Genomic DNA, 22,079 nt, shown 5'->3' with positions numbered 1-22,079 from the left:
GCTACTCTCCCTACACAAGTTTTGGGGCAAAAATCATTAGAAATTAGGGTGATATTTGACTGTAGATCAATTTAAACCCTTCGAGTCGTTGCTTGAAAATCTTTAGCCCGCTAAGCAATGTGATCACGCCTGGGGGTCTCACGTTGATGTTTCTTGGTGTCCAGCCTCCTAGTCGGGCGATAATCCATACAGCCCAAGCAATACTATTGGTAGGGTTCTGGTTGGCCTGGCTAGCCGTACGTCCTTCCAGTTTAGGGAGCAATGCTTTTAGCAAGAGGAGTTCTACATTATCAAAGACGAGCCTGGCACTATCTGAAACGGTTAGTGTTCGACCTTGTCGCAACGCCAGCACCTTGATTGCCTCCCCGTAAACCAAGTAGATTAGTCGTTTGAGTGCCATTCCACTACTAAATTGACTTTTCTCCAGCTCGAACCCCTGACTTTTAGTGAGGCGAAAGAAGTCCTCTATCCACCAACGCTTGACGTACCACTCGACAGCTTGAAGTGCCTGCACCAAGTTTGTTACCTCATGAGTAGTGTACAGATACCAGTGGAGAGGTTCTTCCCCTTCGGCCCTTTCCCCCGCTTCTATCTCTTTGACTTCTATGGCCTGTATGGAAATTGTAGCTGGATGATCTTTTTTCAGCCGATGTAAACTAGAAGGACAAACAACTTCTACAGTTGACCACCTGATGGTCATCTGGGCGGTGCGGTCGCACCGTTTTTTATTGCCCTTGATTTCCAACTCGTACTCCCCTTGCCAGGGCTGGTCGTCCAGATAGGCATGAAGCAACTGTCCATTGGCTAATTTACGGTTTTGTGCACTTCTGATCAACAACTTAACCCGGCTATCAAAGGGGTGGGCGAAGAGCTCATACATATCGGCTTCCCGGTCAGCAATGGCTGTAAAGTTTTTCACCTTTGGCATCTTGGCCACACTATCCTCTATTGACTTGATCCAACGGTAAGAATGCTTTTCGGTGATGGGCTGCTTGGTATAACCCCTGTTTGCTTTCAGTTCCCGATCCTCTGGCAACTGGTAGATTGCTAAGTCGGTAATCCCAAACGGAATCCCCGTTGCCTCATCGAAGCCCAAGGTCGGATGCACGAACAGACCCAGCGAACGGTTATCCCCCAGAACGCCAATATCGGCATCATCCGCCGAAAACCGCCCTCGGTGTGCCTCGAAGTTGTACTGCGTGGTGTCTTGAACCAACACGACATGATCCAAGTCTTGCAAGTGACAAGGTGCTGAGAGTAACTCTCCCAAGTCTTCCAGCGTGACATTTTCATTGTTCATAAACCGTTCTGTGGCTACTTGCTCGGCCTTGTTCGAGCCGAAGCGGTTTACAACGCATGTCAGGCTCAGACGGATCAGCGAGCTGATCTTGTCAAATCTTTTTTTAAACGAATCTCCATGAGGTAAATATGCGATGTTTTAACGAATAAACTTGTGTAGGGAGAGTAGCCCCATGGGAGAGGGGTGACCTCGTTTGTCTTTTTTCTTTTTTTCGGAGTGTTTTTTTATTCGCTTATCATCAGCCGAGGTGGGCGTTTATCGCTATGACTAACGAAAAGTCTTTAAAGAAATCCTTCTTTCAAAATCAAATCTCTTGAAATGATCAGTAAACCTCTGGGCTCCCCTCCCACATGGGGAGGGGTTGGGGGAGGGGTAGTATGTGTGGGGTGATTTCTCCAGTCTTTTTTCATCTTTCACTCTTCCTCACCTCCCCGGCCAGGGCAAAAACGCCCTGAGTTCCCGGTGGATGATGCCGCCGACGAAGTCCCGTTCCCGCCACCAGGGGTGGGGGAGGTTGATGCGTTCGTCTTCGTAGCGGAGGTCGTCGACGAAGATGAGGTCTACGTCGCAGGTGCGGGGTCCCCAGTGCAGATCGCGGGTGCGCCCGAGCTGGGCTTCGGTGGCCTGGATGCCGTTGAGGAGAAAATGCAATTGCTCCGGCACCCGCTGGAGGTGTGCGGGGGGCGTCCATTTTATGATGATGACCTGGTTGAGGAAATCGGGTTGGTCGGTACGGCCCCAGGCGGCGGTTTGGAGCAGTTGGGAGGCGGCTATTAGGGGACCAAATTGGTCGACGAGCAGTTCGCGGGCCTGGGCGAGGGTAGCGTGACGGTCGCCGAGGTTGGCGCCGAGACCGAGGGTTAGTTGCTTAGATTTCATTGGCAAGCAGTATCATTGCCGAAAGTACTACCTGACTTCCGAAACACCCCGCACCATCGCAACTTCGCTTCCCCCCTTTCTGGCCATTGAAGGCAACATCGGCGCTGGCAAGACCACGCTGGCCAGTCGTTTGGCCGCAGACCACAACCGTCGGCTGATCCTGGAGGAATTCAGCGACAATCCTTTTTTGCCGCCTTTTTACCGGGAGCCGGAACGCTACGCCTTCCCCGTCGAGCTGTTTTTCATGGCCGAACGCCATAAGCAGTTGCAGAGCGAGCTGGCGCAAGCGGACCTCTTCACCAACGGCGTGGTGGCGGATTACCTCTTCATCAAGACCCTGCTTTTTGCGCGCAACTCGCTCTCGGAGGAGGAATTTCGCCTGTTTAGTCGGCTGTTCAAGGTCATGGACGCGGGCTTTCCCAACCCCGACCTCATCGTGTACCTCCACCGGCCCGTGGAGGTTTTGCAGGCCCACATCGCCAAGCGCGGCCGCAGCTACGAACAAGACATCAGCGACGATTACCTGGAATCCGTCCAGACCGCCTACTTCAGTTATTTCCGGGGGCAGAAAGATTTTCCCGTGCTCGTCCTTGACCTCGGCGACCAGGACTTCACGACGGATGAGGCGCTTTACCAGTGGATAAGTGGGTTGTTGGGGGAGGTGTATCCGGTGGGGATGACTATGGTGGGGGTGTGAGGGGGCGATGATGAGTGATTGCCGGTGGTGTCAGCGTGGGCCGTCGATTTGTACGCCCCTCAAAACGCCGCCCTCTGGATAGGTTTAAAACAGATGTTAAATATTTGCACCATATGAGATTTAACTTTTTCCGTAATTTATCCCTCTGCCTATTCATAGCCCTATCCCCAGCAATAGCGTTCGCTCAATCCAACAACTTCACCATTCAAGAGGTCAAATTTGAAAGTCAGGGCGACACGCTAGCTGGCTCAATGGTAATGCCTAAAAAGCCCTTTGCCGCAGTAGTAATAGTTCACGGGTCTGACCCCGTAAAAAGGGAAATAGAATTCGCTAAGGTTCTGGCAAAAGAAGGCATAGCGGTATTGACCTATGATAAACGGGGCGTGGGAGCTTCCGGTGGTGTGTACGTCGGACCATCGGTTGGTACCAATAATATTGACTCGACCAACCTCCATCTATTGTCTCACGACGCAAGTGCGGCAATAAATACATTGCTTCCCTATGTGAAAAATAAAAAGATCCCAATTGGACTCATCGGCTTTAGCCAGGCCGGATGGATAATTCCTCTGGCGGCCGAAAAAAATAGCGATGTAAAATTCATGCTCATTTTCAGTGGGCCAGTCATCACCACACTAGAGCAGTTGAGGTTTCAATTTTACACGAACGGCGATGAAAAATTCTGGGACGCCCACACCGAAGCAGATGCTCGCGAACACATTAAAAATGATCCCGACAAGTACCAGTTTGCAGCAATCGATCCACAGGATGCACTTAGTAAACTCACCATTCCGGGACTTTGGATTTTTGGTGGGAAGGACATTCAGGTTCCCGTTAACCTATCCATCGAGCATTTAAACCAGCTCAAAGCTTCGGGTAAAGATTACGAACACCACTTGTTTCCAGCGTTAGGTCACAACACCGCATTTTCGGAATCCCCCCAACCCCTCAAAAAAGCGCTCCACTGGATAAAAACCCTACGGAAAAAGCGTAAATTGTAAATAAATCCAGTCTAAACAGTAAAACCAAACCGATGAGTACACAAAAAATCACCCCTTACTTGTGGGTAGAAAAAGATGCCAAGGCCGTAGCCGAATACTACCTGTCCATCTTCAAAGACGGTAAGCTGAAAGATTTTCGCACGTTCGGCAGCGACGAAAGTGGCAACGACACGGGAATTGAAACCGCCGTAATTGAAATAGCCGGCATGGAGTTCAGCATCTTAGCTGCTGGCCCCTTGTTCAAATTCAACGAAGCCGTTTCTTTTGTGATCAACACCAAAGACCAGGCGGAAACGGATTATTTTTGGGATGCCCTTACCAGAGACGGCGGAGCGGAAGGTGCTTGCGGATGGTGCAAAGACAAATACGGCTTATCCTGGCAAGTGGTCCCCATTGAATATTTTGAATTAATTCACAGCGAGGACCCCCTGGTGCGGGACAAAGCCATAAAGAACACCATGCTACAGACAAAATTGATACTTTCAGAACTGAAGTGATCCTTGGCCCCCGGCTTACACCATGAGCTACGCTGCTGCCTAAGGCGGTCACGCCCTAAGTCCCGTCTCGCCTATCCCTCGCGATAGCCCATTAGCTTACGCTGCGGCCTACGGCGGTCACGCATTCTCTCATTCACGCATTAAGGGCCCCGCCCCCCTCCCAACGTCTTACCTTCACCACCAAAATCACACCGTCTTGCCACGCATCGTCACTTTCGGAGAAATCATGCTCCGCCTCAGCCCCCCGGGCTGGAAACGTTTCAGCCAGGCCGATTCTTTCGACGTCGTTTACGGGGGCGGCGAAAGCAACGTTGCCGTCACCCTGGCCAATTTCGGGATGGACGCCCGCTTCGTCACCCGCCTCCCAAAAAATGACCTCGGCGAGTGCGCCCTCATGGCCCTGCGCGGGCGGGGCGTAGACGTCAGCCACATCGTCCGCGGCGGCGAGCGGCTTGGCATCTACTTCCTCGAAACGGGAGCCATGCAGCGCGGCTCCAAAGTCGTCTACGACCGCGACCACTCCGGCATGGCCACCCTCCAGGCCGGGGAAATCGACTGGGAACGCGTCTTCGAGGGTGCAGATTGGTTCCACTGGACGGGCATCACTCCCGCCCTAAGCCAAACGGCCGCCGACGCCTGCCTCGAAGCCTGCCAAGTCGCTTCCCGCCTGGGCATCACCATTTCCACAGACCTCAACTACCGCAAAAAACTGTGGCAGTACGGGAAGTCGCCCCAGGAAATCATGCCCGCCCTGGTGGAGCACTGCGACATCATCCTCGGCAACGAAGAAGACGCCGAAAAGCACTTCGATATCCACCCCGAAAGCGTCGACGTCACCCAGGGCGACACCATGGATCCGCTGGCCTACCTGCCCGTTTGCAAGGCCCTCATGGCCCGCTTCCCGAAGGCCAAAAAAGTGATCACCACCCTGCGCGGCTCCATCTCGGCCAGCCACAATTCCTGGTCGGGCGTCATGTGGGACGGCCAGGAAATGTTCACCGCGCCCACCTACCAACTCAGCCACATCGTCGACCGCGTCGGCGGCGGCGACAGCTTCATGGGCGGCCTCATTTACGCGCTCCTCACCTGGCCCGAAGACGACGCCAAAGCCCTCCGCTTCGCCGTGGCGGCCTCCGCGCTCAAACACTCCATCTTCGGCGACGCCAACCTCGTTACGGTCGACGAAGTCCTCGCCCTCATGGGCGGCGACGGCAGTGGCCGCGTCAGCCGCTAACCCATTTCAAGTCTTTGGGCGCGGCCGCAGGTGCAAGGTGATGGCGACGTCGTTAAAGCCAGCCCCATTCTTCGACGCGCGTGTCTATTCCTCCTCCAAAAGTACTTTGTGCCCTCCCTTTGCTTTTTAAGGTACTTCATCGCTAAAACCTGGTTAGACCATTAGCGTCTTTCTTCGTACCGTAGTAAAAAGCAAACGGGCCAAAATAAACTCGGCCCGTCGTTTAAATGTAATCGAGTAGGTCACCACTCTCTACTGCGAAGAACGTCCTTCCTAGTAGCGTAAGGAAAGTTAAACGGGCCAAAATAAACATGGCTTGTCATTAAAATGAAGTCGAGTGGGGCATCCCTCTCCTGTGGAGAGGGACCGAGGGAGAGGGATCAATGGCCCCTTTAAAACCCCCACCTTCTCACAAATCCCCCCCCATGCAAAGACTCACTGTCTACCAAACCGTTCTAGATCAAGCCATCGTCCCCCTGGCCTACCTCGCTGACCCCGCCAAGGCCATCAAGGTCATTGACGCCGTCTACGCCGGTGGCCTGCGCACCTTCGAATTCACCAACCGCGGCGTCGGGGCCCACAAGGTCTTCGACCTGCTGGCCGAGCACTGTCGCGCCAACTACCCCGATCTGGCCCTGGGCGTCGGTTCGGTCGTGGATGCACCTACGGCGGCGCTGTACATTCAGCTGGGGGCCGACTTCATCGTCAGTCCCATGCTCGTCGAAGATATCGCCCCGCTCTGCAACCGCCGCAAGATTGGCTGGATGCCGGGCTGTTTCACGCCCAGCGAGATTTCCCGCGCCGAGAGCCTGGGCGCGGAGATCGTCAAAGTCTTTCCCGGCAACGCCGTTGCTCCGGGCTTCATTTCGGCTTTGCTGGCACCTTCGCCCTGGACGAGCATCATGGTCACCGGCGGCGTCTCCCTGGAGGCGGCGAACCTCCGGCGCTGGTTCGGCGAAGGGGCCGTGGCCGTGGGGATGGGCTCCGGGCTCCTGCGCAGCGACCTGCTGAAGGCGGAAGACTACGCCGGCATCGAACGCCTGGCCGCGGAAACCTTACGGATGGTCAAGGCTGCACGGCAGGGAGGATAGTGGCTAATGCCGTAAGTTTGCGGTCCAATACCGGAAACTGCCTCTCCCCATGATTTTTCGCTACCTGCTCATGTTCGCTGGCATCGTAATGATGATCACCGGTTGCAACAGCCTCGTCAGCCAGCAATTCGGCACCCACCGCCTGCGGACCATCCCTCTGGAAACCGTGGAAGGCAGTGGAGTGGGCGACGCAGACTTCGTGGAAATAGCCAACGCCCAGCTGGGTACCCCCTTCATCGTAGGCCCGGCTCTGCGGAGTACGGACAAAGACTACGTCCTGCGCCCCGTCTTTTCGGCCGGGCAGCAAGCGGCCTGGGCGGCGGGGGAAACCGTTGCCGTATCCCTGGTGGCCTGGACGGAAACCGAGGATCCTGATTGTACCACCCCGCCCGGCTGCCTGCCCCCCAGCGACCTCCCGTTGAGGGGCCTCGTCAGCCCGCCCACGGAAAAGAAAAACCCCGTCGGCGAGTGGACTGCCCAGCGTATCAAACTGCGGCCCAATGTCGTGTACCTCCAACTCTACGAACAACCCATGGCCTGGTACTGGAACCTGCTGCTCCTGCTCGGCGGCCTGGCCCTGGCCATCGTCCCCGAGGCCATCCGTTTTCAACGGCGCAGTAGAGACCTTCCCCCGCCCCGGGCCTGACCCTTCCGTTTACCCCGCAATTCCTTGTCCCAATGAATAAATATTTTTTCGTTTTTGCCCTCCTCGTCCTTGGCCTCAGCAATTGCGGTGAACCCGACACCATCGGCCGGGTTTCCTTCATTGGCCGGGCCGACGGCTGGCGCGCCGATGCCGTTGAAAGCAACCTGGAAAGCCTGGCCGCCAGCGCCATCGCCCAACTTTCCGACGCACAAATTGCCGCCACCGGCCGCACCCGCGAAAGCATCCAGGCCCAGTACGACCTCCGAGTTACCCGCGAAACGATGGTGGAGGATTGTGACCGCGACGACCTGATCTTCTTCCTCGATAACGGCCAGATGCGCATCATCTTCGGCAACGTCGGTTGCCCGGATCCTCAGGACCCCGGCATCCTGGCGGGTTTCAACGACAATTTCTACCGCGCCGATCTCGACGCCACCCGCTTCGAATTGCTGCGCCCCGATCAGTCGCTCATCGCCAACTTCGAAGTGCTGGAGCTTACCGAAAATGTCTTCCGCCTGGAAACCACCCGCACGGTAACCGACTCGCTGGTCGGCACCATCAACTATGACTGGGCTTTGCGGTTGGTGGCGAATTAGGCCCTCGATTTAATACAAAACAGATCCAACGCCCACCAGCCAAAACCCCCGAAATGCGAAACGCTGCGGCGTAGGACCTGCGGGCGTCCGGGCTTTTTCTTTAAACGCTAAGCCCTCGAAATAATAAAAACCAGATCGGACGCCCGCAGGTACCACCAAACCCTTCCGCTGCGCTCCAGTGTTTGGCGGCACGCTACGGGGTCCTGGTTGGTCTAGGAACCCATAGCGTCCGACACCCTCCAGCCAACGCCACCGAAATGCGAAACTCTGCGGCGTAGTACCTGCGGGCGTTCGTTTTTTTCTTTAAATGCTAAGCCTTGAGTTAATAAAAACCAGATCGGACGCCCGCAGGTACCACCAAGCCCTTCCGCCATGCTCCAGGGTTGGTGGCACGCTAGGGGGAGGCTAGTTGGTCTAGGTCCTGTGGGGTTCTGGGGAAAAATTAGGCAAAGAATGCATACTTTTAAGCCATGTCCGAGAAGCCAAGAATAGTTGTTGAGCCCAATAAGGTTTATCACATCCTCAATCGGGGAAATGACTACCAGTTTATATTTCAAGACAGCAAAGACTACGAAAAATTTCTGCACTTTCTTTTTAGATATATCCACGAGATTGGTTTCGTGATTGCTTATGCACTGATGCCCAACCATTTCCATCTGATAGTACAGACTAAAAAAGAACAGGATATTCTTCCAAAGTTCAAAGCCAACATCCACACTATTGGGAACACCTTCGGTCATCTTCAGAACGCTTACGCAAAATACTATAACCACCGATACCAGCGAAAAGGCAGCCTTTTCGAGAAAGGCTTTGAAAGGGTAGAAATTAAAGACCGAGCTTACTTGCGCAATTGTATTGTGTATCTGCACCTTAATTCCACAAAGCACAGGATCGCCGGAGATTTTAAGCAGTACCCGTGGACTTCCTACCAGAAAATTGCCACCCACGAAGAAATTTTCCAAATTGATTCCCGCCTACATATTGCACTTTTCGGAGGCAAACAAAAATTTATAGAGGCACACGACAACCGCGACCTTGCACTCTGGACCAATTTCCTTGAAATTTAGCCCTTGAATTAACGATGAGTCTAGGACCCCGTAGCGTCCAACGCCCACCAGCCAACACCACCGAAATGCGAAACTCTTCGGCGTAGGACCTGCGGGCGTCCGTTTTGTTTCCTTAAATGCCAAGCCCTCAAGTTAATAAACACCAGATCAGACGCTCACCACCCACCAGCCAAAACCCCCGAAATGCGAAACGCTGCGGCGTAGTACCTGCGGGCGTCCGGGCTTTTCTTCTTTTATTAAGCCTCCTCCCCCTTCTCCCGCTCTGCCAGCTCCTCCTCTGCGCGAATGAGTTCGCGTTTGATGAGGTGGTAAGTCTCTTCCTGGCTGCGGATGCTCAGCTGGCTGCCGCCCCGGAAATAAGTGTTCTTTTGCTGGTCGTTGAGTAGGCGGGCCTTCGTGTTGTCGCTCAGCTGGATGCGGAGGTATTCTATGATCTTCCGCTTGATCGCCGGGTCGTAGATCGGGAAGGTGGTCTCGATGCGGTAGCTGAGGTTGCGCGTCATGAAGTCGGCGGAGCTGAGGTACAAGCGCTCTTCGCCGCCGTGGTGGAAGTGGAAAACCCGCGCGTGCTCCAGGTAGCGATCGACGATGCTGATGCCCCGGATGTTTTCGGTAAAACCCTTGCGGCCGGGTACCAGGCAGCAGATGCCGCGGATGATGAGGTCAATCTTCACGCCCGCCTGGCTGGCTTCGATCAGCAACATCACCATTTCCGGGTCCTGCAGGCTGTTCATCTTCAAGAGCATCCCCGAAGGACGCCCGGCTTGTGCTTCCTTGATTTCGAATCGGATGAGGTCTTCGAGTCCGGTCCGGAGATTGAACTGCCCCACGAGGAGGTGCTCAAAATCCTGCTCCGGTTCCTGGATGTTTTCCAGGAAGCTGAAGATGCGGGCCACTTCCCCCGTCAGCCGTTCATCGGCGGTGAAGAGACCAAAGTCGCTGTACACCTTGGCGGTGTCTTCGTGGAAATTACCCGTGGCCAGGTAGTTGTAAATGCGCTCCTGCCCGTCTTCGACGCGGCGGACGAGCGCCAGCTTGGAGTGTACCTTGACCCCGGGGAAGCTGTAGTTTACCCGTACCCCGGCCTCTTCGAGTTTTTCGCCCCAGCGGAGGTTGGCCTCTTCGTCAAAGCGGGCCTTGACCTCAATGAATACGCTGACCCGCTTGCCGGCCTGCACCGCCCGCATCAGCGCCTGCATGATCCGCGAGCGGCGCGCAACGCGGTACTGCACAATCTTGATGTGGGTAACGGCGGGATCCTCGGCGGCGGTCTCGAAGAAACGGACGACCGAATCGTAGCTCTGGTAAGGCACGTGCAGCAGGTGGTCGCGCTCCCTGATGGCCCCCCAGAAATCTTCGGCCGCCTCCAGCGGAGGGTAGGGGAGCGGCGGCTGCGGCGGGTACTTCAGCTTGGTCAGCCCGAAATCCGGGAAGCTGAAAAAGTCGAAGTTGTTGTGGTAGCGCCCCTCGGCGAGAATATCCAGGGAATTGAGCTCAAAAGAGTCCATCAGGTAGCGACGCAGGTCCTGGGCCATCGTGCGGTCGTAAACGAAGCGGCTGGCGGGCCCAACGTGGCGGCGGTTCAGGCTGACTTTGATCTTCTGCAACAAATCGCCGCTGAATTCATCGTCAATGTACAACTCCGCATCGCGGGTGAGTTTGATGCTGTAGGTGTCTTCAATCCGGTAGCCAGGGAACATCCAGGACACGGAGTGGCGGACGATGTCGTCCAGCATAATCAGGTTGTGCTGGCCATCGGGGCTGGGCAGCTCGATGAAGCGCGGCAGGTGGTCGCTGGGGATTTTCACGATCGCGTAGGCCGGTTTGCCGCTCGCTTTTTCGAACATCCAGATGGAGAGGTAGAGCTGGGCGTTGTTCAAAAACGGCCGTACCATGTCCTTGACCAGCAGCACCGGCTGGACGTAGGGGAGCATGTTTTCGCGGAAGTAATTTTCCACAAATTCCCGGTCTTCCGGGGTCATATCCAGGCGACGCTTCAGGAAAATGCCGTTGCGGGCCAGCTGGGGGATGATCTTGTTTTCAAAAATGTGGCTGAACTCCTCCTGGTGGCGGTTGACGATGCGCTGGATGGTGCGGACCGTCTGTTTGGGGCTGATGTCGAGCTCTTTTTTGGTCTTTTTGCCGACCCGCAGCAAATTGCGGTGGTTGGCCATGCGGACGCGAAAAAACTCATCGAGGTTCGAGCTGTAGATGGCCAAGAACTTGATGCGTTCAAACAGGGGCAGCGACTCGTCCTGGGCTTCTTGCAGCACCCGGTGGTTGAAGGCCAGCCAGCTGATATCGCGGGGCAACAGGGGAGGAGTAGAAGAGGTGGGCATACCGGTAATACTTGGGGGCGGCTCGCTTGGGCGCGCACGCAGGTGCAAGGTAAGGCATCCCTCCCTAACTGCCGGAAGACAGGCCGGGAAGCCTCCACCTCCGTCCCCCTGCCTCGTGTGTACCGACCACCTGGAAGAGCAAGGGAAGTCCAGGCCTGGCCGCCTTTTCTTTTGTCCATTCCCCTGCACCTGCGGCCGCGCCCACACCAAAAAAACTTCCCTCCGCCGCAAGGGTGCGGAGAGCGCCGGCGCGTCAGCTAGGGTAAAAGCCATGCTTGAAACCGGCAAAACCCCCGTTTTACGGCCCCACTGCGGCGCTGCTTTTGCGCTGCTGCTGTTGCTTTGGCTGGCTTGCGGCGCGCCGGAAGCCCCCGGTAGCAAAGACCAGATCGCCGGGGTTCTCCGCGATTCCCTTCTCCTGCTGGCCGCCCAAAATCTCCACGCCGCGCCCGAGACGGTCACGTCCAGCCGCAGTCCGCGCAGCGCCGGCGGCCCCCACGATTTTTATTCCGAGGGCGACTACTGGTGGCCCGATTCCCTCGATCCCGCCGGGCCCTACGTGCGCCGGGATGGCCTGACCAACCCCGAGAATTTTCTCGACCACCGCCGGGCTGTGGTGCGCCTGAGCGAGATCGTCGGGAACCTCGCCTCGGCCTACCTGCTCACGAAAGACGAGCGCTACGCCGCCGCCGCCCGCCAGCACCTGCGCGCCTGGTTTCTCACCGACAGCACCCGTATGAACCCCCACCTGCTCTACGCCCAGGCCATTCAGGGGCGCTTCACCGGGCGCGGCATTGGCATCATCGATGGGATTCACTTTATGGAGGTCGTCCAGGCCACCCGCATCCTCGAAAAACACGGACAACTGCCCCCTACGGAGTTCCGCGCCATCCAGGACTGGTTCACCGCGTTCGTCGGCTGGCTCAGCACCCACCCCTACGGCATCGAAGAGCGCGACCACCCCAACAACCACGGCACTTGCTGGAATATGCAGGTGGGACTCTACGCCGTTTTTACCGGCCAGGACAGCCTGGCGGCCAGCTGCCGGGAGCGCTACCGCAGCGACCTCCTGCCCCGGCAAATGGCGGCCGACGGCAGTTTCCCCCTGGAATTGGAACGGACCAAACCCTACGGCTACTCCCTGTTCAACCTCGATGCCATGGCGATGAATTGCCTCGTCCTTTCCACCGCCACGGAAGACCTTTGGACCTACACCGCACCCGACGGCGAAAACCTCCGACTGGGGCTGGAATACCTCGCGCCCTACGTGGCGGATAAGTCGGCCTGGCCGCTGCCGCCCGACGTCATGTACTGGGAAAACTGGCCCGTGGCCCAGCCCGCGCTGCTCTTCGGGGGGCTCCGCTTCGGGCGACCGGAATGGATCGAAATCTGGTCGCAGCACGCCCATTTTCCCACCGTCGAGGAGGTCCGGCGCAACCTACCCATCCGCAACCCCCTGCTGTGGCTGGATTTGGTCCCCGTTGCGGAGTGAGTGTATAGGGCGCGGCCGCAGGTGCCAGGTAGGGTGGACGAGAAAGCGGGGGACAATTTTCCCGAACCCGCGCTTACCTTCGCTGGCCATACCATATATTAAGGACGCCATGCGCAAGTTTGCTGATTTTGTCGGGCAGGAAGTGCTCAACCTCGCCATCGGATACCTGGCTGGCCTGCTGGCCTCCAACCTGGTGACCACCTTTTTCGTCAAGCGCGGCCTCGGCAACCTCTGGGGCCTTACCGCGGGCCGCGAGGCCGTCAAGCGCGACACCTACGAGTGGTTGATGTTCCTGAGCTCTTACGTCATTGGCCTGGCCGTGATGGTGGCCGTGCAGTATGGCATGCGCCGCCTACGCGGGCAGCGGACGGAGACGGTGGAGTAAACAAAATCGGCTCCCAGTGCAATACTGAGAGCCGATGGTGTAGCGTACCCGGAACGGGAATCGAACCCGTACTTCCGTTACTGGAAACTGGATTTTAAGTCCAGCGCGTCTACCTATTCCGCCATCCGGGCGGGTACGGCCGCAAAGGTAATCCCTGGGGAAGGGATTTACAAGCGTCTCTTGCCCATGGAGCGGCAGGTTAAGCATCTGGTGTACTCTCTTGCCCATGGAGTCGCATGGAGTTTAAGCATGGAGTTAATTGGAGTAGCTTAACGCTGGTCCGGGGACGAGAGCGGCCCTTCGACGCACAGCGTCTCGACCAGGGCAAAACTCCAAGCAACTCCATGCCCTACTCCATGCAACTCCATGGGCAAAATCCTATCCGGACCAGAGGCCCGGAACCCTGGGCGTCCGACGCACAGCGTCTCGACCAGGGCAAAACTCCAAGCAACTCCATGCCCTACTCCATGCAACTCCATGGGCAAAATCCTATCCGGACCAGAGGCCCGGATCCCACGAAAACTTAATTTACACCACAACTATATTTCCCGTACCTTTGCGCCCGCTTAGCGTAGGTGGCCCGTTTGGATTCGCCCTTGCGCCCCCAAACAGTACCGAATGAAGTCCATCCGTAACATTGCCATCATTGCACACGTAGACCACGGCAAAACGACCCTGGTAGACAAGATGCTCCTCGCCGGGCAGCTTTTTGGCGACCACGAAAACCCCGGCGAACTGATCATGGACAGCAATGACCAGGAGCGGGAGCGTGGCATCACCATCCTGGCCAAGAACGTCTCCATCATCTACAAGGACACGAAGATCAACATCATCGACACCCCTGGTCACGCCGACTTCGGTGGCGAGGTAGAGCGCGTGCTCAATATGGCCGACGGCGTACTGTTGCTCGTTGACGCCTTCGAAGGCCCCATGCCCCAAACCCGCTTCGTGATGGAAAAGGCCCTGCGCCTCGGCCTGAACCCGCTGGTGGTGGTCAATAAAGTCGATAAGCCGAACTGTACGCCCGAAGAGGTGCACGAGATGGTGTTCGACCTGATGTACTCCCTCGACGCCACCGAAGAGCAGCTCAACTTCCCCACCATCTACGGATCGGCCAAGAACGGCTGGATGAGCACCGACTGGCGCAAACCCACCGAAAACATCCTGCCCCTGCTGGATGCGATCCTGGAGCACGTTCCCGCCCCGAAAATCGCCGAGGGCAACACCCAGCTGCTGGTCACGAGCATCGAATTCAGCAAATACATTGGCCGCATGGCTATCGGCAAACTCAGCCGCGGTACCCTCAAGGCCAACCAGCCCCTGACGCTCATCAACCGCGAAGGAAAGGAAACGAAGTCCCGCGCCCGCAACCTCTACGTCTACGAAGGCTTCGGTCGCGTGGAAGTGGAGGAAGTGCAGCCCGGCGATATCTGTGCCATCTTCGGCATCGAAGGTTTCGAGATCGGTGACACCGTTGCCCACAACGAAAACCCGGAGGCCCTGCCCACCATCGCCATCGATGAGCCGACGCTGAGCATGACCTTTACCATCAACGACTCGCCGTTCTTCGGCCGCGAAGGGAAGTTCGTCACCAGCCGCCACATCAAGGACCGCCTGACGGCCGAATTGGAGCGCAACCTCGCCCTCCGCGTGGAGCCCACCGAAAGTGCCGATACCTTCCGCGTCTTTGGCCGTGGCGTAATGCACCTTTCGGTCCTCATCGAGACGATGCGCCGCGAGGGCTACGAAATGCAGATTGGCCAGCCCCAGGTCATCCTCAAGGAAATCGACGGCGTGAAAATGGAACCCGTTGAAGAGTTGACCCTCGACCTGCCCGAGGAAGTATCCGGCACGGCCATCAACATGGTCACCCAGCGCAAAGGGGTGATGCTCAGCATGACACCCAAAGCCGACCGGGTCGTCCTGGAGTTCGAAATCCCCTCCCGCGGCATCATCGGCCTGCGCAGCAACATGCTCACCGCTACGGCCGGTGAAGCCATCATGACCCACCGCTTTAAGGAGTTCCAGCCCCACAAAGGCGAAATCCCCGGTCGCCTCAACGGTTCCCTCATCTCCATGGAACTGGGCAAAGCCATCCCTTACTCCATCAACAACCTGCAGGACCGCGGCCGCTTCTTCATCGACGCCGGCGAAGAGATCTACGAAGGACAGGTAATCGGCGAAAACAACCGCGCCGCCGACCTGGTCATCAACGTCACCAAAACCAAGAAGCTCACCAACATGCGCTCTTCCGGTGCCGACGATAAAGCCCGCCTCGTGCCCCCCCGCAAGTTCTCCCTCGAAGAAGCCCTCGAATACATCCAGGCCGATGAATACGTGGAAGCCACCCCACAAAGCATCCGCCTCCGCAAAATCCTGCTCCGCGAAGCCGAGCGCAAGCGCGGAGAGAAGATCCTGTTCTAAGCAAGAACAGCAATCTGCGAACTGAACCTACGATGACGCCACTCCGGAATTTTCCGGGGTGGCGTTTGTTGTTTTTTTGGCAGTGTGGTTTAAATCCTCTAGAGATCTGACCTGAGATCGACCCAGGGGGTCTTAACCTTATCTAGATCGACCCAGAGGTTCTCAACCTTTATCTAGATCGACCCAGAGGGTCTCAACCTTTTCTAGATCGACCCAGGGGGTCTTTTAAACCAACCTTAGTGACACTCAGTGTCCTTAGTGGTTCAAATAACCGCGCAGGGGAAAAGCCCCTATCGGGAAAGCAAATACGCCACGTGTTTCGGCGCCAGCCGTTTTCCATCGAGGTAGACCACTACCATTGCATCGAAAAAGCCGGCGGTTTTCAGGCGTTCCTTGGCGGCGGCGGCCTCGGCGGCAGTCGTAAGACCTTGCACCTGAATTTTCTTGTAGCCGTCTTCGGCCACGATTTTCAGCGGATAGGGAACCTTCTTCCACTGCGGCTCGTCCAGGCTGACGGCGCGTTGGGTGGCCAGGAGCTGGATGGTGTAGCGCAGCTGCTGGTCAGGAATTTTACTGAGGTCCACCGTCGGCGTGGCAGGGGCCACCACTACGTCTTTCGCTTGGCGGAATTGGTAAGCGTTTTTGTCGGGGGCGGTATCCCGCGGCGTGCGTACCGGGGTGCCGTAGGTAGCCGGAGCGGGGCGCTGGCCGGGGATGACGCGATCGGGCGGAGCGGTAGGGCTGTTGCTTACCTGCTTACTGACCACGGTGCGGTAGGTGGCCGGGACGGGTGCGGAGGCCGCAGGTGCGGCGGTGCTTACCGTCGGCACCGGCGGCTGGTAATTGTACATCTGTGGCTCGGGCGTGTACTGGATGGGGGTGGCGGAGACGCCCTTGGCCGTCCACTGCCGCTGGCCGGCAGCCGGCAGATCGGAAAGGGACAGTTCCCGCCCGAAAACGCTGTTGAGCGGGGCCTTGGTGGCGGGAGCCGTAGTCGGCGGCGGCGGCGGCGCGGTTGAAGGGGCGTTCCATTGGAAGTTGACCGGGGTGGCCACCGCTTGTTGCACGGCGGGGGCGGGTGACGGAGCCGGGTTTACCTTGTCCATCACCACTTCGTGTTTGCCACCCATACTTTTGTAGTAGGCGGCAAAGGCCTTGAGCAGGGCATTGGCCAGCTTCTGCTGTCCGGCGTCGCTCAACAAAAAGCTTTCTTCGGCGGGGTTGCTCATGAAGCCGGTTTCGACCAGCACGCTCGGCATGGTGGTTTCTTTCAGGACCACAAATCCCGCCTGCTTCACGCCCCGGCTTTTGCGGCCCGCGCTGGCGAACTCCCGCTCCACGAGGTCGGCAAACTGGATGCTCCGCTCCAGAAAGGCGTGCTGAAACATACTCATCATGATGTGGCCCTCGTCGCTGTTGGGATCGTAGCCGTAGTTGGCCTCCACGTTGTCTTCCAGCAGGATGGCGGCGTTTTCGCGCTTGGCTACGTCGAGGTTGTGCTTGGCTACGTGCTGGCCCATGACGAAGGTTTCCGTCCCGGCCGTCGCGGAACTGCCCGGCATGATGTTGGCGTGGATGCTGATGAAGAGGTCGGCTCCCGCGCGGTTAGCGATGGCGGCCCGCTCGTGGAGGGGGATGAAGGTATCGTCCTTGCGGGTCATGATGACCTCCACGTCGGGAAAGTTCATCCGGATACCCATCGCCAACAGATGGGCAATGTTGAGGGCAATGTGCTTTTCCTGGCTTTTGCCGCCCATACCGCCGGGGTCCTTGCCACCGTGACCGGCGTCGATGACCACCTTTTGTACCCCGTTCGCGGGCAGCGGCGTACTTTTGCGCGCCCCTTCCATTAAGGATACGTTAAAGCGGGCTTCCCCGAGCGACGCCAGCAGGCTGTTGGTCGTCATTAAGGAAAGGCTCGCGAGCGAAAACAGGAACAGAAATAGTGTCAGTTTCTTATTTGGTATCATCAGTGTTTACTCAAGTCCCAGCCGGTGCAGGTGGGGGGGGTGCTGGGCAAATATATAGCATTTTTCAACGGTTTAGGCGGCTCTTTTCGCCTGCCGCTGCTCCTTTTTGCCATTTTAAGCGACTTTTTTTACTGCGCGCCCTCCTTTTTTGGGCGCTGGCGCAGGTGCCAGGGCAGGTATGGGGAGCAGGGAACGTCCACACCAGCCATCACGCGCCCTTCCAGGATACCCTCCCGCCGTTGCAATTGCTGGACAGCGCCCGGATCGATACCATCGTCCCCACCAAGGCCTTCGCGGGCAGCACGGCCGATTTCGTGATGTCGGCAGACTCCCTGACCGCCCCAGTCACCTACGCCGCTGAAGACAGTATGACGGTCGACTTCGTTCTCCAGGAAATCCACCTCTACGGAGCCGCCGAGGTGACCTACCAGACCATCAACCTCAAGGCCAACCACATCATCCTCAACTACGGCACGAACTTAGTCTACGCTGAACCCCTGCCCGATAGCCTGGGCCGGCCCGCCGGTGCGCCGGAGTTCAGCGACGGCGGCCAGAGTTTTACCGCCAGGGAGATGCGCTACAACTTCAAAACCCGCAAGGGCATCGTCTACGGCACCACCACGACCCAGGACGATATTTTCGTGCGTGGCGGCAAGTCAAAGTTCGTCAGCGGCGCCGTGCAGGTGAACGACACGGTCCGCGCCGACGTCATCTACACCCAGGGAGCCATCTTCACCACCTGCTCGGCGGAGCACCCCCACTTCGGCATCCGCACCCAACGGGCCAAGGTCATCCCCAACCGCCTGGCCGTCATTGGCCCCAGCAACCTCGAAATCATGGGCGTACCGACGCCTCTCTGGCTGCCCTTCGGCTTCTTCCCCCTCAAAAGCGGTCGGAGCACCGGTTTGCTCTTTCCTTCCGACTACCAGTACAGTCCCCAGTGGGGCTACGGCCTCCAGGGCGTCGGCTGGTTTTTCCCCATCGGTGAGCACGTCAACCTGCAAGCGACGGCCGACTACTTCCTGCGCGGCACCTACTCCCTGAATACCAATCTCCGCTACGTCCGGCGCTACAAGTACACGGGCAGCTTCAACGCCAGCTTCAAAAACCTGCGCCGCGAAGACCGCGAACTCAACGAGTTCTTTGACAAGGGCATCTCCATCCAGTGGAGCCACCGCCAGGACCGCGCCGCGCACCCCACCTTCAACTTCGGCGGCTCGCTCAACTTCCAGACCAATATCGTCGACCAGCGCTTCATCAACTCTTTCGAGGTCGCCAGCCAGAATACCATCCGGTCGAGCATGAACCTGACCAAGAACTTCCCCAAGCTCAAGAGTACCCTCACCGCCGGCCTCAACCACAGCCAGAATAACCAGTCGCGGATCATCACCGTCAATTTTCCCGACGCCACCTTCCAGACCCAAACGATCTACCCCCTGCGCGAACTGCCCGGTAAGCAGTCCGCCTGGTGGAAGAAACTCTCCTTCCGCTACAAAAATGCCCTGCGGACGGAGTTTGAGGCGCCCGACTCCACCTTTTTCACCCAGGCGACGCTGGACGCCGGAGAGTACGGCTTCCGCCACGACATCAACTCCGCCCTCAGCCTCAACGTGCTGAAGTACTTCAACGTCAGCCCCAGCATCAACTACGGCGAAGTTTACTACGGCAAAACCCGGGCCTACAACCTCGATGGCAACGTGCAGCGCGATACCCTCATCGACCCCATCACCGGCGAGGAAGTCATCACCATCACCAGCCTCGGCGAAATCATCAGCAGCCTCAATCCCGGGGTGGCAAGTTTCCGGACTTTCAGCGCTGCGGTCAACGTCAGTACCCAACTCTTCGGCAAGGTGCGCTTCCGCAAGAAAGGCCTCCTCGGCCTCCAGGGCCTCCGCCACGTAATGAAGCCCAACGTCAGCATCGGCTATAACCCCAATTACATCGACGCCGAGGACTACATCAGCGGTGAGCCCTATTTTCTCCGCGAAGACGAAATCGATCCCCTCAACGGTGACCCCACCCGCCTGCTTTCGCCCTTCGCCAACCAGATCTTCGGTGCTCCTTCCCCCGGCAAACGCAACCTTGGACTGAGCTACAGCATCACCAACCTCTTCGAAGCGAAGATCTGGAACGCCAAAGACAGCACGAGCCAAAACATCAAGCTCTTCGAAAACATCGGCATTTCGGGCAGCTACGACTTTACCCTCGATAGCTTAAAATGGAGTCCCGTAAACCTTACCGGCGGCACCCAGTTTTTCAAGGGACTGACCCGGGTCAATATCGGAGCCACCTTTGATCCCTACGCTACGCAGTACGATCCCGTTCGCAACCAGTTCCGCCGGGTAGAAATTTCCAACCTCTCCGAAGGCCGCTTTCCGCTTTCCCTGACCCGCTTTGAGAGCAGCATCACGACCAACCTCACCGTCAGCAAAATCCGCCAGCTATTCCAGGGCGCGGAAGAGGAAGTAGTGACCGACATCGAGGAAGAACGCCGCAAACGCCGCGAGGAAGAAACCACCCTTTTTGAAGAAACCGACCTGCTGAGCCTCTTCGAGCGATTCAGCATCCAGCACACCTTCCGCTTTCGCTTTCAGCGGGAGTTCGATACCGAAGCCCCCGACGTCGACGACCGCGGCCGGCCCCGCTTTTCCCAGCTGGCCAACTCCATCGAACTGCGCGGGGCCTTGCAGCTGACCAACAACTGGAGCGTGAACATCGGGCAGATTGGCTACGACTTTACCAGCAGGCGCATCACCTATCCCTTCCTCAGTTTCGTGCGTGATCTCCACTGCTGGGAGATGCGCTTCAGCTGGGCGCCGCAGCGGAATTTTTACTCCTTTTCCATCGCCGTCAAACCCGGCACCCTCGACTTCATCAACCTGCCCGTCAACCAAAACCGCTACGACGGAGGGCAGTTGTTTGACAACCGCTGATGAAAACGAGGGCATAGAATCCCCTCGCTATACTGGGCGACCCTCCGGGTCTGGGCCTAGGGTGTCTAATCTGATGGGTTTAACCCTAGGCTGTTCCGTTTGAATATGATTGTACGTTACTCTTTTTGCCCTCTCCCTCGGCTTATTTCTGGGGCCCCTACCCCAGAAAACGCGTCCAACGGAGAGGGATGACCCAAGCACCATTCTTTTTAAGTTACACTAAGCATTTTTGAGGCTCTAAGCTCGTCTCGACATTCTTGAAAGAGAAGCTAAAATTGGTAGTAACAAAAAGTAAGTAAAGGGAACAGCCTAGGTTTAACCCGTACGCGCTTTAGGGGCCTGCCTAGGTTGAGACCCTCTGGGTCGATCTAACTATACACAGTGGCGTATTCTCCTACGACCCAGAGGGTCTCGACCTATTAAGCGCTTGAGCCTCCCCCGGTTGATCTGGGGTTGAGCCAATAACGAACGGGCCAAATTGAGTATGGCTGCGGCCTAGCTAATTAGACTGCCTAGGTCTGGGCCTTGCTCCTTGTCCCTTCTCCCCCCTTCGGGGGGGCGGGGGGGAGCACCTGCGGCCGCGCCCAAAGTATTATTATCAGGCCTTTACATCTACCGTGCGGTAGGCTTCGAGCACCTTCATTTCCCCTTCTTTTCCGTCCATGCTGTTGCCGTGTTCCATGCCGTAGACGCCGGTGAAGCCCTTGGCGTGGATGTGGGAAAGGACCTTGGCGTAGTTGATTTCGCCGGTGCCGGGCTCCTTGCGGCCGGGGTTATCGCCGATCTGGAAATAGGCGATTTCGTCCCAGGCCGCGTCGATGTTGGGGATGAGGTTGCCCTCGTGAATTTGCTGGTGGTAGATGTCGAAAAGAATCTTGCAGGCGGGGCTGCCGACGCCCTTACAGATGGCAAAAGCCTGGGCCGCCTTGTTGAGGAAAAGCCCGGGGTGATCGCGGTAATTGAGGGGTTCGAGCACCATCACCAGGCCGTGGGGCTCCAGAATGCCGCTGGCCTGTTTAAGGCTTTCCATCACGTTGGCAAACTGGTACATCGGCTCCAGGCGGAGGTTGACGAAGCCGGGCACGACGGTCATCCAGCGGGCGTTGCAGCGCTTGGCGGCCTCGACGGCGTTGCGGATGTCGGCCAGGAAGGCGTCGCGGTGCTCGCCAGCTCCGAGGGTGAGCGTAGGGGCCGTCCAATTGATCTTATTGGCCACAAAAACGCCCATGGTCATGCCCCGCCTGGCCAGCAGTTCGCCGATTTTGGTCTGCTCACTTTGCTCCCGGTTGGGGAAACCGTTGTCTTCCCAGGCGGTAAAACCCTGGTCGGCCGCCCAGTTGATCTGGTCGAGGATGTTCTCGCCGGCGTGGTGGCGGAACATCCCGTCGTGGGGCGCAAAGGCGAGCTTGAATTTCGCGGGCGCAGCCGCAGGCGATAGTCCCGGAGGCGTTTGGGATGCAGCGGAAGCCGCTAGCGAAGAGAAAGCGAGGGGAAGGCCAGCGGCTAATTTGGCGGCGGTTCGGCGTTGCAT

At 57.6% G+C, this 22,079-nt stretch carries 17 protein-coding genes and 1 tRNA gene; 11 read left to right on the top strand and 7 right to left on the bottom strand.

Going from position 1 to position 22,079, the window contains the following annotated elements; all coding sequences use genetic code 11:
• Nucleotides 1-43 precede the first annotated feature (43 nt).
• Both H9S92_RS13515 and folK read right to left on the bottom strand, forming a co-directional pair.
• Entirely contained in the window at nucleotides 44-1,300 is a 1,257-nt protein-coding gene (locus H9S92_RS13515; protein ID WP_187465081.1) for an IS4 family transposase, read from the bottom strand.
• Between the two features lie 423 nt (nucleotides 1,301-1,723).
• Complete coding sequence (gene folK, locus H9S92_RS13510) at nucleotides 1,724-2,179, bottom strand: 2-amino-4-hydroxy-6-hydroxymethyldihydropteridine diphosphokinase (protein WP_187467237.1); 456 nt, start codon at nucleotides 2,177-2,179, stop codon at nucleotides 1,724-1,726.
• Between folK and H9S92_RS13505 the strand changes: the two genes are divergently transcribed.
• The 7 genes from H9S92_RS13505 (at nucleotide 2,178) to H9S92_RS13475 (ending at nucleotide 7,938) form a co-directional block, all read left to right on the top strand.
• Entirely contained in the window at nucleotides 2,178-2,876 is a 699-nt protein-coding gene (locus H9S92_RS13505) for a deoxynucleoside kinase (protein ID WP_406612185.1), read from the top strand. The two genes, folK and H9S92_RS13505, sit on opposite strands and share 2 nt — an antisense overlap.
• A gap of 113 nt (nucleotides 2,877-2,989) precedes the next feature.
• Entirely contained in the window at nucleotides 2,990-3,874 is an 885-nt protein-coding gene (locus H9S92_RS13500; RefSeq protein WP_187467236.1) for an alpha/beta hydrolase family protein, read from the top strand.
• Between the two features lie 32 nt (nucleotides 3,875-3,906).
• Nucleotides 3,907-4,371, top strand: a complete 465-nt coding sequence (locus tag H9S92_RS13495) for a VOC family protein (protein ID WP_187467235.1) — start codon at nucleotides 3,907-3,909, stop codon at nucleotides 4,369-4,371.
• A 196-nt stretch (nucleotides 4,372-4,567) separates the two neighbouring features.
• The gene (locus H9S92_RS13490; protein ID WP_187467234.1) at nucleotides 4,568-5,605 is read left to right on the top strand and encodes a sugar kinase; all 1,038 of its coding nucleotides are present in this window, start codon (nucleotides 4,568-4,570) and stop codon (nucleotides 5,603-5,605) included.
• 425 nt (nucleotides 5,606-6,030) lie between these two features.
• Nucleotides 6,031-6,696 (top strand): beta/alpha barrel domain-containing protein, encoded by a 666-nt coding sequence (locus H9S92_RS13485; RefSeq protein WP_187467233.1) that lies wholly within the window; start codon nucleotides 6,031-6,033, stop codon nucleotides 6,694-6,696.
• 49 nt (nucleotides 6,697-6,745) lie between these two features.
• A complete protein-coding gene (locus H9S92_RS13480; RefSeq protein ID WP_187467232.1) occupies nucleotides 6,746-7,342 on the top strand; it encodes a hypothetical protein in 597 nt (198 codons plus the stop codon).
• A gap of 32 nt (nucleotides 7,343-7,374) precedes the next feature.
• Nucleotides 7,375-7,938, top strand: coding sequence for a hypothetical protein (locus H9S92_RS13475; RefSeq protein WP_187467231.1), 564 nt, complete (start codon nucleotides 7,375-7,377; stop codon nucleotides 7,936-7,938).
• Between the two features lie 212 nt (nucleotides 7,939-8,150).
• On the opposite strand, the gene H9S92_RS22290 is transcribed toward H9S92_RS13475, so the two are convergent.
• Entirely contained in the window at nucleotides 8,151-8,900 is a 750-nt protein-coding gene (locus H9S92_RS22290; protein ID WP_246463856.1) for a hypothetical protein, read from the bottom strand.
• 341 nt (nucleotides 8,901-9,241) lie between these two features.
• Nucleotides 9,242-11,344 carry a polyphosphate kinase 1 gene (gene ppk1, locus H9S92_RS13465; protein ID WP_187467229.1) on the bottom strand — a complete coding sequence of 701 codons (2,103 nt, stop codon included), beginning with the start codon at nucleotides 11,342-11,344 and terminating at the stop codon, nucleotides 9,242-9,244.
• A gap of 271 nt (nucleotides 11,345-11,615) precedes the next feature.
• On the opposite strand from ppk1, the gene H9S92_RS13460 reads away from it, so the two are divergent.
• Nucleotides 11,616-12,836, top strand: a complete 1,221-nt coding sequence (locus tag H9S92_RS13460) for an alginate lyase family protein (protein ID WP_187467228.1) — start codon at nucleotides 11,616-11,618, stop codon at nucleotides 12,834-12,836.
• A 109-nt stretch (nucleotides 12,837-12,945) separates the two neighbouring features.
• A complete protein-coding gene (locus tag H9S92_RS13455) occupies nucleotides 12,946-13,221 on the top strand; it encodes a hypothetical protein (protein ID WP_187467227.1) in 276 nt (91 codons plus the stop codon).
• A 45-nt stretch (nucleotides 13,222-13,266) separates the two neighbouring features.
• On the opposite strand, the gene H9S92_RS13450 is transcribed toward H9S92_RS13455, so the two are convergent.
• Nucleotides 13,267-13,352 (bottom strand) — tRNA-Leu (locus H9S92_RS13450).
• 487 nt (nucleotides 13,353-13,839) lie between these two features.
• Between H9S92_RS13450 and typA the strand changes: the two genes are divergently transcribed.
• Nucleotides 13,840-15,645, top strand: a complete 1,806-nt coding sequence (typA, locus tag H9S92_RS13445) for a translational GTPase TypA (protein ID WP_187467226.1) — start codon at nucleotides 13,840-13,842, stop codon at nucleotides 15,643-15,645.
• A gap of 290 nt (nucleotides 15,646-15,935) precedes the next feature.
• Here the strand turns inward: typA and H9S92_RS13440 are convergent, their stop codons facing one another.
• Entirely contained in the window at nucleotides 15,936-17,615 is a 1,680-nt protein-coding gene (locus tag H9S92_RS13440) for an N-acetylmuramoyl-L-alanine amidase family protein (RefSeq protein WP_222936101.1), read from the bottom strand.
• A 239-nt stretch (nucleotides 17,616-17,854) separates the two neighbouring features.
• On the opposite strand from H9S92_RS13440, the gene H9S92_RS13435 reads away from it, so the two are divergent.
• Nucleotides 17,855-20,548 (top strand): putative LPS assembly protein LptD, encoded by a 2,694-nt coding sequence (locus H9S92_RS13435; RefSeq protein WP_187467224.1) that lies wholly within the window; start codon nucleotides 17,855-17,857, stop codon nucleotides 20,546-20,548.
• 598 nt (nucleotides 20,549-21,146) lie between these two features.
• Here H9S92_RS13435 and H9S92_RS13430 read toward each other — a convergent pair.
• Complete coding sequence (locus H9S92_RS13430; protein ID WP_187467223.1) at nucleotides 21,147-22,079, bottom strand: hydroxypyruvate isomerase family protein; 933 nt, start codon at nucleotides 22,077-22,079, stop codon at nucleotides 21,147-21,149.

This window comes from Neolewinella lacunae, from assembly GCF_014349155.1.
Taxonomy (GTDB): Bacteria; Bacteroidota; Bacteroidia; order Chitinophagales; family Saprospiraceae; genus Neolewinella; species Neolewinella lacunae.
Note: the sequence above shows the minus strand (reverse complement) of the source record. Positions and strands in the feature narration are given on the sequence as shown.

Excerpts from the sequence above, each read along its gene's own strand:
- folK (WP_187467237.1), bottom strand. The coding sequence starts at position 2,179 with ATGAAATCTAAGCAACTAACCCTCGGTCTCGGCGCCAACCTCGGCGAC.
- ppk1 (WP_187467229.1), bottom strand. The coding sequence starts at position 11,344 with ATGCCCACCTCTTCTACTCCTCCCCTGTTGCCCCGCGATATCAGCTGG.
- H9S92_RS13460 (WP_187467228.1), top strand. The coding sequence starts at position 11,616 with ATGCTTGAAACCGGCAAAACCCCCGTTTTACGGCCCCACTGCGGCGCT.
- H9S92_RS13430 (WP_187467223.1), bottom strand. The coding sequence starts at position 22,079 with ATGCAACGCCGAACCGCCGCCAAATTAGCCGCTGGCCTTCCCCTCGCT.
- H9S92_RS13515 (WP_187465081.1), bottom strand. The coding sequence starts at position 1,300 with ATGAACAATGAAAATGTCACGCTGGAAGACTTGGGAGAGTTACTCTCA.
- H9S92_RS13500 (WP_187467236.1), top strand. The coding sequence starts at position 2,990 with ATGAGATTTAACTTTTTCCGTAATTTATCCCTCTGCCTATTCATAGCC.
- H9S92_RS13440 (WP_222936101.1), bottom strand. The coding sequence starts at position 17,615 with ATGATACCAAATAAGAAACTGACACTATTTCTGTTCCTGTTTTCGCTC.
- H9S92_RS13475 (WP_187467231.1), top strand. The coding sequence starts at position 7,375 with ATGAATAAATATTTTTTCGTTTTTGCCCTCCTCGTCCTTGGCCTCAGC.
- typA (WP_187467226.1), top strand. The coding sequence starts at position 13,840 with ATGAAGTCCATCCGTAACATTGCCATCATTGCACACGTAGACCACGGC.
- H9S92_RS13455 (WP_187467227.1), top strand. The coding sequence starts at position 12,946 with ATGCGCAAGTTTGCTGATTTTGTCGGGCAGGAAGTGCTCAACCTCGCC.
- H9S92_RS13480 (WP_187467232.1), top strand. The coding sequence starts at position 6,746 with ATGATTTTTCGCTACCTGCTCATGTTCGCTGGCATCGTAATGATGATC.
- H9S92_RS13485 (WP_187467233.1), top strand. The coding sequence starts at position 6,031 with ATGCAAAGACTCACTGTCTACCAAACCGTTCTAGATCAAGCCATCGTC.
- H9S92_RS13495 (WP_187467235.1), top strand. The coding sequence starts at position 3,907 with ATGAGTACACAAAAAATCACCCCTTACTTGTGGGTAGAAAAAGATGCC.